We start from the raw sequence: 12,508 nt of genomic DNA, 5'->3' as shown, positions 1-12,508 counted from the left end.
AACGGCTTACATCCCGGAGTAGTTGTTCCGGGCGCAGAATTCCTTCTGGAACGGCTTTGCCAGACAGATGAACCGGCTGGTGTAGCCGGTGACCTTGATGATGAGGTTCTGGTACTCGGGCTTTTCCGGGTGGTCGATCGCGTCCCGGAGCGCCTCGAGGTCGATGATGTTCAGATTGATCTGGAACCCGCCCCGCGTGAAGAACGCCTCGGCGAAGTCCATGATGTACTGCGTCGGATTTTCGCGTCCGTCGAAGAAGCGGGGCTGTAGCTCCACCTGGAGGGAGCCGCCCTGGAACTTGACGTTGTGCGCCTTGGTGAGCGAGTTGGCGGTTGCGAAAAGCCCCCGCGTATTCCTGCCGGCGGTCGGGTTGCAGCCGTGGGCGAGGGGCTCCTCGGCGAGCCTGCCGTCGGGCGTCGCGGGAAGCACGTCCACGCAGGTGTGCCCTTGGAACTGGAAGAGGGAGGCGCGGTATTGCTGGCCGCGGCTGTTGAAGGTGTTGTCGAGCACGTCGGCGATCATGTCGCAGATGCGCACGTACATCCCGTCCACCTCGTCGAGGTCGTTGCCGAATTTGTCCTCGTTGAGAAACCGCTGGCGCATCTCCTCGCGGCCCCTCCAGTTTTCCTTCGCCGCCTCGCGCACCTCCGCCATCGTGTAGCGCCCCGCCTCGTAGACGAGCTTTTTGATGGCGTGCAGCGAATCGGCCACGTTCGGAAGCCCGAGGATGTTGGTGGAGGTGTACTGCACGTCGACGCCGCGCGGCCCCGTGATGTCGATTCCGCGCTCGATCGGGCCGTGGCAGTTGAGGGAGGTGACGATCTCCGGCCACACCCGGTCGAGCACCTCGTACTGCGCGTCCTTGAAGAGGCGCAGCGCCTCGACGGTGCGCCGGAACTCCTCCTCGAAGAACCGGTAGAAGACTTCAAAGTCCGGGGCGTTTTCCGCGATCGCGCGGTCCATCGCGCGCCACATCGGGTCGAGCAGGACGAGGGCGTTCACGTCCTGGTCGCAGTATTCCCGCCCGGGAATGCAGAACCACTGGCACCCGCTCACCGAGACAGTCCACGCGACGTCGGGGTCCACCCCCGAGCGCAGCTCACAGTCGACGAGCAGGTCGTAGTTGGCCAGCGACGGCACGCTCGCCCCGTGCCGGACGAGCACGTCGCAGGCGTAGCGGAAGAGGGCGGGGTCCATGTCCTTGTGCCACATGAGGAAGAGGTTGTTATAGTCGTCGATCATGTCGTAGGCTTCCAGCACGACGAAGCTCATCTCACAGCTCGCGTCGCTGCCGTCCCGCAGCCGCCCGCCGATCGAGAAGTGCTGCCCGCGCACCTTTAAGAAGAATTCCGCCAGATATTCCCGCGCCTGCTGGCGGGTGAGGACGCCGCGCGCGACGTCCCGCCGGTAGAATTCACCCAGATAGAGGTCCAGCCGGCCGTAGCCGTTGCCGTGGCCGACCATGCGGTCGGTCATGATGGCAAACTGGAGCCACTGCACCGCCTGATGGTAGGTCTCGGGAGGGGCCGCGGCGATGTGGGCGCAGTCACGGGCGATCAGCTCGTAGAGCGCCTTCTGTTCGGGATCTTCCGCCTGCGCGGCGAGGGTACGAGCCTTCTCCGCGTGCTTCTCGATGTAGCGGATGATTGCCTCGCAGGTGATTTTGGCCCCGCGCAGGTACTGCGCCTTGCGTTCCTGCCCGAGTCTCGTGTACATGGCGAGGCTTTCTTCGATCCGCCGGAGGATGCCGCCCCAGCCCTGGCTGAGCCCGATGGAATAGTCGGGGCAGGTGTGCCCATGGCTCGTGCCGCCCGCGCCCAGCTTGCGCACCTGCCTGCCGAGTTCATGCACCTTATCGCCGAAGTAGTATTTGCGGATCTCGTTCATCTCCCAGTGGAATTCCCCGACGATCGATTCGTCCGGATGGATCTCCGCGGGGGAGTGCTCGAGGAGGAAGGCGTAGTCGCGCGCGAAGTTTTCGGGCGTCTCCTCGTACCCGTCGACATGCGAGGGCACCTCGTCGTATTTCGGGAAGGGGGCTCCGATGTCCACGCGGCAGGCGTGGTCGCCCAGCGAGAGGTTCGTCTCCACGGGGTAGGACCATTCGCCCGTCTGGGGCACGATGCCGTTGCTCTTGTCGGTCCAGTGGTAGACGAGCTGGGTGGTGTCCGCGGTGTAGAGGTTGCGGCGGCCGGTGGAGGCGAGACGCTGGTTATACGCCATCACCCTCCGCAGCCGCTCGCCGGGGAGAAATTTGGGGGAATAGTCCAGGCGCGTTTTGCTCATATTTGACAGCTCCTTCCGTGCGGTCGGTCACCGCCCTAAAAATCCGCCGTCGACCGGGATGACGGCGCCGGTAATATAGTCGGATGCGGCGGACGCGAGGAAGAGGACCGTCCCGACGAGGTCCTCCGGCTCGCCCCAGCGGCCCATCGGGATACGGCTGAGGATTTCACGGTTGCGCGTTTCGTCCCGCATCAGGAAGACGGTGAGGTCGGTGTGCATGTATCCCGGCGCGATCGCGTTGACGCACACCCCGCGCCCCGACCACTCGTTCGAGAGGGCCTTGGTGAGCTGGACGACGCCTCCCTTGCTCGCGACGTAGGCGGGGACGTTCACGCTCCCAATGTAGCTGCCCATCGACGCGATGTTGATGATTTTACCGCGCCCCTGCGCGAGCATCCGGTTTCCCGCGAGCTGGCACATCGCAAAGGTGGCGGTGAGGTTCACCTCCAGTACCTCCTGCCAGTCGGGCAGCGGGAACTCCGCGCAGGGGTGCTTGCGCTGGATGCCCGCCGCGTTGACCAGCAGGTCCACTCGGCCGTCCAGCAGCTCCAGCGACTCCCGGAAGGCGCGCTCACGTTCTTCCTGGCGGGAGAGGTCCGCTGCGACGCAGCCGTACTCCCAGCCGGGCCGCGCAAAGGCCGCGACCCGTTCGGCCGTCTGCGGGCTGGCGGCGATCACGGCGACCTTGCAGCCGTGTTCCATCAGCCCGGCGGCCATCGCGCCTCCCAGCCCCCGGCTGCCGCCGGTGACGATCGCGCGCTTTCCCTTGACATCAAACAGCTTCATGACGTTTCCTCCCGATAAGGCGGTAAATGTTGCTTCCACCGCTATCATAGATGGCGTCCGGTGCGGTTTCAATGAGAAAAACCGTCATTTTCATGATGAAAAACAGCACATTTTCTTTTTGGGCATTTGCATATCCGGCAGAAAGGTAAACGGGTTTCAAAAAAATGTAAGCGAGTTATCCAGAATTCAATTTTGGCCGGCAGATATTTTGTTGGAAATGTCCGGACGGGAGAGGTTTCCTAAAATCGGAAAATTATGAAAATTTGCCTAGGAAAATATCACATTTACTTATTGCGGCAAAATCTGTTTGCAATTAACATGAAGACAAAGGAGGTCGTGCCGCAATGCAATATTTTCATGTCAAAACAGATGTTCTGATGGAAAGGGACCTCGCAGCGGGTGTTGTCCACCTGCTGGATAAGGAGGGCAGCCGCAACGTCCTGGTGTTCGCGGACGAGCATGTCGCACAGCACCCCGCCGTCGCCAAAATGCTTTCGGCCGCCGGGGAACCGGGCAGGAAGATCGAGCTTCGATCCATCCCGTCGGGCGAGCCGACGACCGGCCTGGTCAACGAACTGGCCGGGATCTACCGGGGCCGTGGGCTGGACATGTTCGTCGCGATCGGCGGGGGCAGCGTCCTCGACCTCGCAAAGGCGGTCTCCGCCCTGATCGAAAACGAGGGTGTGATCGAGGACTACCAGGGCACCGGCAGGCAGTTGACCGCCGGCGTCAAAAAGATCTGCGTCCCGACCACGGCCGGGACCGGCTGCGAAATTTCGGGCGCGGCCGTCCTCATCAACACCCGGTCGGCCTTTAAGCGCGGCGTGGTGGGTCCGGGCGTGGTGCCCACCTACGCGCTGCTCTGCGCGGAGCTGGGCGCCTCGCTCCCGGTGGACCTGACGGTCGGCTGCGGTATGGACGCCATCGTGCACGCGGTGGAATCCTACGTCTCCCCCAAGGCCAACGAGCTGACGCGACTCTTCTCCCGCGAGGCGTTCCTGCGCCTCTACGAGGCGCTCCCTAAGGTCGCGGAGGAGCCGGGAAACCTGCAATGCCGCGAGGAGATGCTGCTGGGAAGCTGCCTGGCGGGATACGCCATCGACAACGCGAGCACCGGCGCCGCCCACGGGATGTCCTATGGGCCGGGCATCCACTTCCATGTCCCGCACGGCTTTGCGGTGGCGATCTTTTTCCCCGACACGATGGAGGTGAACATCCGGAACGGATGTCATGCCTACGCGGAGCTGTTCCGGAGCGTCCCGGGTGTGCGGGCGAGCGGCGACGACCGGCAGGACGCGCTGGCGTTCGTCCGCCTGATGCGGGAATACGGACCGATCGTCCGCTATGGAAAGACGCTCTTCGACTACGGCGTCAAAGGCGGGGACATCGACCTTCTGGCGAAGGCGTCAATGCAGAACACGGTCGCCTACGCGACCAACCCCGGGCCGTTCACGATCGAGGATTCCTATGCGATTTATCATAAGCTCCTCGGGGTGTAGCCCCGGTGGAAATCTGACGGAAGGCGGAAAGAACCATGAAACGGATTGCAACGATCACCAAGCTCAAACCCGGCGTGGCGGAGGAGTACCGGCGGGTGCACGACGGCATCTGGCCGGAGGTTGTGGAAGCCGCCCATGAGGCGAATATGCGCAACTTCACCATCTTCCGCTGCGGCGACTACCTTTTCTCCTGCTATGAATACCTCGGCGACGACTTCGAGGCGGACATGGCGCGCAAGGCGGCCAAGCCCGTCAGCCCCAAGTGGCAGGAGACGACGGGCGCCTTTATGGAGCCGGTCGACGGGGAGAAAATGAAGATCGCGCTGGAGGAGTTCTGGCACCACGATTTTTAATGGGAAGCGGCCCCACGCAGGTGGAAGAAGCGGAAAAACGACGGACAATCGGAACTGGGAGGAAGGAATATGAAAAAGCGTATCCTGGCAATCACTGTGCTGCTCTGCTTTGCGCTTGCGCTGAGCGCCTGCGGGCAGCAGCCCGCCGCGACAGCCCCCTCCGCCGCTGCCGCGCCCGCGGACGGCGCGGCGGCCGATCCTGGAGATGATTTCCACATCACGATCAAATTCAGCGGCGCTTCCGCGGCCACGAATCCCGACATGATGATGCTTGACGAAATGTGCAAGCGGGTCACCGAACGGACGGACGGCCACATTACAATGGAGATGTACCCGAATAACGAGCTCGGCTCGCTGGCCGACATCGCGGAGATGATCCAGCAGGGCGTGCCGATGATGACCAACTGCAGCTCGGACTTTTTGGCGGACTACTGCCCCGACCACGCGGCGCTCAACGGCGCCTACCTCTACGACAGCTGGGAGGACATGCAGGTCATCGCCAAATCCGACTGGTATGCGGGGCTCAAGGAGCAGCTGGACGACAGCAACATCCACGTGATGTTCTTCGGCTGGAACGGCGGCCACCGCCACATGATCAGCACCTTCCCGATCCGGACCCCGCAGGACCTCGTGGGGAAAAACGCGCGCGTGTCCGGCGGGCTGATGTTCGTCGAGATGTATAAGGCGTTCGGCTCTTCGCCGATCACCCTGCCCTTCAACGAGACCTACCAGGGCCTTCAGCAGGGGATCATCGACATCGTTGAGGCCCCCACCTACACGCTGCTTTCGAGCAGCCTCAACGAGGTCGGCCCCTACCTGACGCTGACCAGCCATATCATCTGCGCCGACGTTGTCATCATGAGCACTGACGTCTACAACAGCATTCCCGAGCAGTACCGCGCGATCCTGGACGAAGAGATCAACGCGACCTGCCTCGCCTACAACGCGACGGTCGACGGCAACGAGGAGGCGGCGCTGAAGACCTTCCGCGATTACGGCACGACGATCATCGAGCTGTCCGACGAGGAACGTCAGGCGTTCGCGGACGCCTGCAAGGATATGTACACCAATATCCAGAGCTTTTCTCCCGACATCTACAATACAATCCGCTCGATTATCGAGGCGGGCTGACGGAGATCGGTGTGTGTGGCCCTGCCGGCGGCATTCAATGCCGCCGGCAGGCGGCCGCCGTTCCGCCGAAACCATGTGGGAATACAGGGAAGGCACAACTGTGAGAGGAGGCCGTGTCTGGTATGGAACGGGTCAAGGACAGGCTGCGTTGGCTGGCGGACAACTGGGTACTGCTGGTCGCGGGACTCGCGCTGGCGGGCGCCTGCACCACCACCTTTGTCAACGTCATCGTACGCTATTTTTTCACCAAATTCGTCCTGGTGGGCGCGGAGGAACTGACGACGCTGTTCGTCTCCTGGACGATCTTTGTCGGGGCGGCCGCCGGATATAAGGCGAAGATGATGTTCGGGATCGACGTGCTGGTCAACCTCTTTCCCAAATCGGTCCAGCGGGTGATCGGCGTCTTTGTCGATCTGGTGGTACTGGTCACGTCCGCCTATGTGGCCTACCTCAGCTGGAACTTTTCCAACGCGGCGTGGATCAGGACGACGTCGAACCTGTCGATCCCCTATTTCTGGCTGGACATCCCCATCTGCATCGGCTTTGGAATGATCGCGTTCTACACGCTGACCGACCTGGTCCGCCGGTCGGCCGCCGTCCTTCGAAGGGACGCGGCGGCGGACGGACCGGGCGAGACGAAAGGAGGCGGACGGGAATGAGCATGGGCGCGCTGCCGGTCTACCTGATGTTTGCCCTGTTCCTGCTGGGCGTTCCGGTTGCGATCGCGCTGATCGCCTGCGTTCTGCCCTATTTTTTATTCATCAACCCGACGATGCCGCCGCAGATGGTCCTGCAGCGGCTGGTCGCACAGGTGGAATCCAGCTCGCTTTGGGCTGTGCCCTTTTTCATCACGGCGGGCGCGGTGCTTAACTACGCCGGCGTGACCAAGCGGCTGATGAACCTCTGCGAGGGGATCGTCGGCCACCTGCCGGGCGCGCTCGGGCAGGTCAACGTTCTGCTCTCCGCGCTGATGGGAGGGATCTCCGGTTCGGCGGCGTCCGACGCGGCGACCGAGTGCAAAATCCTTGTCCCGGAGATGCTGGAGCGCGGTTATGACAAGGATTTCAGCGCGGCGGTGACCGCGGCCTCGTCGATGATCACCCCGATCATCCCGCCCGGCATCGGGCTCATCCTCTTCGCCTTTGTCGCGAACGTGTCGGTGGGAAGGATGTTCCTGGCCGGATGGATCCCGGGGATCATCATGACCGTAGGGATGATGATGCTCGTACATATGATCGCCAAGCGGCGCGGCTACGTCCCCACCCGCACAAGGCCCGCGAAGGGGAAAGAGCTCCTGCTGCTGGTCAAGGACGCGGGCTGGGCGCTCGTGCTGCCGCTGGTCATCATCATGGCGATCCGCATCGGCATCGTCACCGCCTCCGAGTGCGGCGCGCTGTGCGTCTTTTACGCGCTGTTCGTCGGCGTCTTCATCCATAGGGAGCTCAAAATGGAGCACATCTGGCCGATCCTCAAGGATGCCGTCACCGGAACGGCCACCGTGCTGGTCATCATGTGCGCGGCGAACGTCCTGAGCTTCTACCTGAGCTATGAACGTCTGCCCCACCGCATCACCGAATACCTGACCACCGTCCAGTTCAACCGCGTCACCTTCCTGTTGATGGTAGACCTGATCTTCGTACTGCTGGGCCTCTTCATGGAGGGGGGCGCGGCGATCATCATCATGGTGCCGCTGCTGCTCGGGACGGCGCAGGCGCTGGGCATCGACATGATTCATTTCGGGCTGCTGATCGTCTTTATCACCCAGATCGGCGCGGTGACGCCGCCCTTCGGGATGGTAATCTTCCTGGTCTCCCCGCTGCTGGATATCCCAATCTCCCGGCTTTCCAAGGCGCTGCTCCCCTTCATCGGGCTGCTGATCTTCTGCATGCTGCTCTTTACCTTTATTCCCGTGCTCTCGACCTGGCTGCCGACCCTCGTGTACGGATAGCCGGCCCGTCGCCGCGGGGTTTCGCCGCCGGGCGGAACCCCGCTTTTTGCAACCGCCGCACGGCTGAAATTTAGGCGTCGTGCGGGAACTGCTAAGGTTAGGAACCCAGATACAAGGAGGACTGGTACCAGATGCCGAATACGATCACGGAGATCGCCGGGAGGGCGCATGTTTCTCCCGCGACCGTCTCCCGCGTCTTCAGCGGGCAGGGATATGTCAGCGAGAGCACCCGGGCGGAAATCCTGCGGATCGCGAAGGAACTGAACTATGCCCCCAAAAAGTATAAAAAGCGGAATCCAGCCTCCTCGGGCGGCAACGTGATCGGTATGGTGATTCCTGACATCCGCAACAGCTTTTATACCGAGATCATCCGGGCGATCGAGGAGACGCTCGACAAAAAGGGGTACGAGCTCTTCGTCTGCGACTCCAACGAGGATTCGCGCAAGGAGATCCGCTGTCTGGCCGCGCTGCGCCAGAAGCAGATCGGGGGCCTGATCATCACGCCGGTGTCCGACGTGGTGGAATACAACGCCGATTTCCTGATGGAGATGAACCACGTGGGGATTCCGGTGGTCCTTTTGGACCGTGACCTGCGCGGCGGCGGGCTGGACGGGGTCTTCCTGGACAACTTCAAGGGCTCCTACCAGGCGACGCAGGTGCTTGTGAACCAGGGGCATACCCACATCGCGATGATCTGCGGACCGACCACCTCGAAGACGGGGCTGGAACGGCTGAACGGCTATCTGGAGGCCCTGCGGGAGAACCAGATCCCCATCCGGGAGGAGTACATCCTCTACGGCGACTTCATGGCCCCCAGCGCCTACGCGCTGACCAAAAAGCTCCTCAAAACCCAAAAGCGCGTCACGGCGATCCTGACCGCGAACAGCCGCATGTCGGTGGGGAGCCTCAAGGCGATCGCGGAATGCGGGATGAGCGTGGGGGCGGACATCGCGTTCATGTCCTACGGGCGCGCCGATTTTTTTGAGATGAGCGGGTCGCGGATTTCCGCCGTTTCGCAGCCGGTGCAGCAGATCGGGGAGGAGTGCTCGAAGATCCTGCTCGAGCGGATCGCGTCGGGAAAGCGGGCCCGCAACGCCCCGCGTAAGCAGATCATCCTGGCGTCCGAGCTGCTCCTGTACGGTTCGGAACGGTACCCCGCCAATCGGACAAGATAGCGCGCAAAGTTCCCCGCGGCGATTGTCTCTGCGGGGAGCTTTGCGTGATCGCTCTGCGCTGATTGTAAACCAAAATAAATATTTTAGTTTACAATCATGGGAATCCGTGCTATACTGACCGGGACAGGGGGGGATATGATGTCGCTCAAAGAGGAACTGCTCCGCTATCTGGAGGAGCACAGGGACGCGCCCGTCTCGGGACAGCTGCTCGCGGAAAGGCTTTCGGTGTCCCGCGCGGCGGTCTGGAAGGCAGTGAAGAGCCTCGAGGAGGAAGGCCACCACATCACGGCGGCCACCAACCGGGGCTACCAGCTCGAGGCGGCCAGCGACGTGCTGACCGCGCAGGGGGTGCGGTGCCATCTGCGCCCCGCGTATCGGGACTGCACCGTGCTGGTGGAGCGGCGGGTCGGCTCGACCAACACGCAGGCCAAAAAGCTGGCGGCGGACGGGGCGGGCGAACGGACCATCCTGCTGGCAGACGAACAGACGGCGGGCAGGGGACGGATGGGACGCGGGTTCTATTCCCCGGCGCGGACGGGCGTCTACATGAGCCTTCTGCTGCGGCCAGAAACGGACAGCGCGCAGCTCCCGATCATCACCGTCGCGGCGGCAGCGGCCGTCTGCGAGGCGATCGAGGCGCTGACCGGGCTGGAAACGAAGGTCAAATGGGTAAACGACGTGCTGGTCTGCGGCAGGAAGGTCTGCGGCATCCTCACCGAGGCGGTCAGCGACTTTGAGAGCGGCCGGACCGAAAGCGTGATCGTCGGCATCGGCGTCAACGTCAAGACGCCGCCCGCCCTTTTCCCGGCGGAGCTGCGGGAGATCGCGGGCTCGCTGCTGCCCGCGAGCGTCTCACGCAACCGGCTGGCCGCCGAGATCGCCAACCGGCTGTTCGACTACGCCGCCGACCTGCCGGGACGGGCCTATCTCGAGCCCTACCGGCGGCGTCTGATGGTATTGGGAAAGCGCGTCCGTTTTTACCGGGAGGGCGCGTGGCAAAGCGGAAGGGCGGTCGGGCTCGACAGCGACGGCTGCCTCGAGGTCGAAGCCCCGTCGGGCACGGTGCTGCTGCGCGCCGGGGAGATCAGGATGGAGGGGGAACCGACATGACAACGACCGTGAAGACCCGCAGGATCGTGCTGTGCGGGCTCTTTTCCGCCCTCATCGCGATCGGGGCGTTTTTGCAGGTGCCGGTCCCGTTCATGGATTACTTCACCTTGCAGTTCCTGTTCGTCACGCTGGCGGGGATGCTGCTCGGCTCCCGGCGGGGGAGCCTTGCCGTGGCGGTCTATGTGGCCGTCGGGCTGGCCGGTATCCCGGTGTTCGCGGCGGGCGGAGGCATCCAGTACGTCTTCCGCCCGAGCTTCGGCTACCTGCTTGGGTTCATCGCCGCCGCGTGGCTCACCGGACGGATCTGCGAGCGGACCGGCGCGGGACGGTTCGGGCAGTTTTTGCCCGCCGCCTTCGCTGGAATGGCGGTCACCTATGCGATCGGCTTCCTCTATAAATTTCTGATTCTCAATTACTATCTCGGCCAGACGACCCCGTTCGCGGTCGTCTTCCTCTCCGCGTTTCCGCTCGATCTGCCGGGCGACGCGGTGCTGTGCGTCGTTGCCTCGGGGCTTGCCGGACGATTGCGGGCCGCACTGGGAAAGGAGCATCTGCTGTGATTACAAAGCTGAAGGAACGGATTTTAGCGGGCGGGGCCGTCTCCCGCGAGGAGGCGCTGCGCCTCGCGTGCGAGGCGGATTTGGAGCCGCTCTGCAGGGCGGCGGACGACATCCGCCGCCAAATGTGCGGCAACCGGTTCGACCTCTGCGCGATCATCAACGGAAAGTGCGGGCACTGCTCGGAGGACTGCAAATACTGCGCGCAGTCGGCCCGCTACCCGGCGGAGGTGGAGAGCTACCCGCTGCTCGGCGCGGAACCGATCGCCCGGCGGGCGCGGTCCGACTGCGAACGGGGCGTACTGCGCTTTTCGGTCGTGACCTCGGGGCGGACGCTCACGGAGGGGGAGACGGACGCGGCCTGCGAAGCGTACCGGGAGATCGGCGCGCGGTGCGGGATTGCCCGCTGCGCCTCCCACGGGCTGCTGGATTACGATCAGCTCGTGCGGCTGCGCGAGGCGGGCGTGACCCGCTACCACTGCAATCTGGAGACCTCCCGCAGGAACTTCCCGAACATCTGCACCACCCACACCTACGACGAAAAATGCGCGGTCATCCGGAATGCGCGGCGCGCCGGGCTGGAGGTGTGCAGCGGCGGGATCATCGGCATGGGCGAGACGATGGAGGACCGCGTCGACCTGGCGATCGAGCTGCGGGAACTGGGGGTTCGCTCGGTGCCCGTCAACCTGCTCAACCCCATCAGGGGCACGCCCTTTGAGGACCGGCCGGTGCTGCCGCCGGAGGAGCTGCTGCGGACGGTGGCGGTCTTCCGCTTCCTGCTGCCCGGTGCCGCGCTGCGGCTGGCCGGGGGGCGGGGGCTGCTGCCCGACAGGGGCAGGGCGGCGTTCTGTTCCGGCGCGAACGCCGCCATCACCGGCGACATGCTGACCACCGCGGGCATCACCGTCGAGACCGACCTCGCGCTGGTGCGCGGCCTCGGATATGAGGTGGCGCGGCTATGAGGGAGGGCGTTTTTGTCACAGGCACCGGCACCGACGTGGGCAAGACCTACGTCTCAGCGCTGCTGGTCAAGACCCTGCGGGAGCAGGGCCGCAGCGCCGGATATTTTAAGCCGGCGCTCAGCGGCGCCCGACGGCGGGACGGCGCGCTCATCCCCGGCGACGCGGAGGAGGTCTGCCGCATGTCGGGGCTGCCCGGCCCGCCGGAGCAGTATGTGGCGTACCTCTACGAGCAGGCGGTGTCGCCCCATCTCGCGGCGCGACTGGAGGGTCCGCCGATCACGCGGGAGCGGATTATGGAGCGGTTTTCGCAGGTCGCCGCGCGGTTTGACTATCTCGTCGCGGAGGGGTGCGGGGGCCTTTTCTGCCCGCTCTGCACCGAGGGGGAGCAGCTGCTGCTCGGCGACGTGGCCGCGATGCTTGGACTGCCGCTCGTGATCGTCTCGCCGTCGGGGCTCGGGGCGATCAACGCGGCGGTGCTCACGGCGGAATACGCCGCGAAGCTGGGGCTCCCCGTCCTGGCGGTCGTGATGAACGGCTTTGAGGCGGGGAACCCGCTGCACGAGGACAACCGGGTCCAGATCGGGCGGTTCACCAGGCTCCGGACGATCTGCGCCGCGCGGGACGCCAGGACGATCGAGCTGCCCTGAGGACGGACGGCAAAACAACATAAAAGGGCGGGAGCCGGGGCCAAATGGCCCCCG

Annotated in this window: 12 protein-coding genes; 10 read left to right on the top strand and 2 right to left on the bottom strand. The window is 63.9% G+C overall.

Annotated features, from left to right (window positions below):
- Positions 1–6: 6 nt before the first annotated feature.
- Both NE609_RS03535 and NE609_RS03530 read right to left on the bottom strand, forming a co-directional pair.
- Positions 7–2,286 carry a pyruvate formate lyase family protein gene (locus tag NE609_RS03535; protein ID WP_256151742.1) on the bottom strand — a complete coding sequence of 760 codons (2,280 nt, stop codon included), beginning with the start codon at positions 2,284–2,286 and terminating at the stop codon, positions 7–9.
- 27 nt (positions 2,287–2,313) lie between these two features.
- Entirely contained in the window at positions 2,314–3,072 is a 759-nt protein-coding gene (locus tag NE609_RS03530; protein ID WP_256151741.1) for an SDR family oxidoreductase, read from the bottom strand.
- Between the two features lie 344 nt (positions 3,073–3,416).
- Between NE609_RS03530 and NE609_RS03525 the strand changes: the two genes are divergently transcribed.
- From NE609_RS03525 to bioD, 10 genes are all read left to right on the top strand, one after another.
- The gene (locus NE609_RS03525) at positions 3,417–4,571 is read left to right on the top strand and encodes an iron-containing alcohol dehydrogenase family protein (protein ID WP_256151740.1); all 1,155 of its coding nucleotides are present in this window, start codon (positions 3,417–3,419) and stop codon (positions 4,569–4,571) included.
- Between the two features lie 35 nt (positions 4,572–4,606).
- Entirely contained in the window at positions 4,607–4,924 is a 318-nt protein-coding gene (locus NE609_RS03520; protein ID WP_121586452.1) for an L-rhamnose mutarotase, read from the top strand.
- Between the two features lie 69 nt (positions 4,925–4,993).
- Positions 4,994–6,055, top strand: coding sequence for a TRAP transporter substrate-binding protein (locus tag NE609_RS03515; protein ID WP_256151739.1), 1,062 nt, complete (start codon positions 4,994–4,996; stop codon positions 6,053–6,055).
- A gap of 122 nt (positions 6,056–6,177) precedes the next feature.
- Positions 6,178–6,714 (top strand): TRAP transporter small permease, encoded by a 537-nt coding sequence (locus NE609_RS03510; protein ID WP_121586450.1) that lies wholly within the window; start codon positions 6,178–6,180, stop codon positions 6,712–6,714.
- Positions 6,711–8,003: a TRAP transporter large permease gene (locus NE609_RS03505; RefSeq protein ID WP_199724021.1), complete on the top strand. Its 1,293-nt coding sequence runs from the start codon at positions 6,711–6,713 to the stop codon at positions 8,001–8,003. Before NE609_RS03510 ends, NE609_RS03505 begins: the two co-directional genes overlap by 4 nt.
- Before the next feature lie 131 nt (positions 8,004–8,134).
- The gene (locus NE609_RS03500; protein WP_256151738.1) at positions 8,135–9,178 is read left to right on the top strand and encodes a LacI family DNA-binding transcriptional regulator; all 1,044 of its coding nucleotides are present in this window, start codon (positions 8,135–8,137) and stop codon (positions 9,176–9,178) included.
- A 138-nt stretch (positions 9,179–9,316) separates the two neighbouring features.
- On the top strand, positions 9,317–10,288 hold the full coding sequence (locus NE609_RS03495; RefSeq protein WP_256151737.1) for a biotin--[acetyl-CoA-carboxylase] ligase: 972 nt from the start codon (positions 9,317–9,319) through the stop codon (positions 10,286–10,288).
- On the top strand, positions 10,285–10,848 hold the full coding sequence (locus tag NE609_RS03490; protein ID WP_256151736.1) for a biotin transporter BioY: 564 nt from the start codon (positions 10,285–10,287) through the stop codon (positions 10,846–10,848). Before NE609_RS03495 ends, NE609_RS03490 begins: the two co-directional genes overlap by 4 nt.
- Entirely contained in the window at positions 10,845–11,807 is a 963-nt protein-coding gene (bioB, locus tag NE609_RS03485) for a biotin synthase BioB (protein WP_256151735.1), read from the top strand. The genes NE609_RS03490 and bioB overlap by 4 nt, the downstream gene beginning before the upstream one ends.
- Complete coding sequence (gene bioD, locus NE609_RS03480; RefSeq protein ID WP_256151734.1) at positions 11,804–12,454, top strand: dethiobiotin synthase; 651 nt, start codon at positions 11,804–11,806, stop codon at positions 12,452–12,454. The genes bioB and bioD overlap by 4 nt, the downstream gene beginning before the upstream one ends.
- Positions 12,455–12,508: the final 54 nt, after the last annotated feature.

The sequence above is a fragment of the Anaerotruncus sp. DFI.9.16 genome (assembly GCF_024461615.1).
In the GTDB taxonomy this organism is placed as follows: Bacteria; Bacillota; Clostridia; order Oscillospirales; family Ruminococcaceae; genus Anaerotruncus; species Anaerotruncus massiliensis.
The sequence above is the reverse complement of the archived record's forward strand: the minus strand, read 5'-3'. Positions and strand labels throughout refer to the sequence as shown.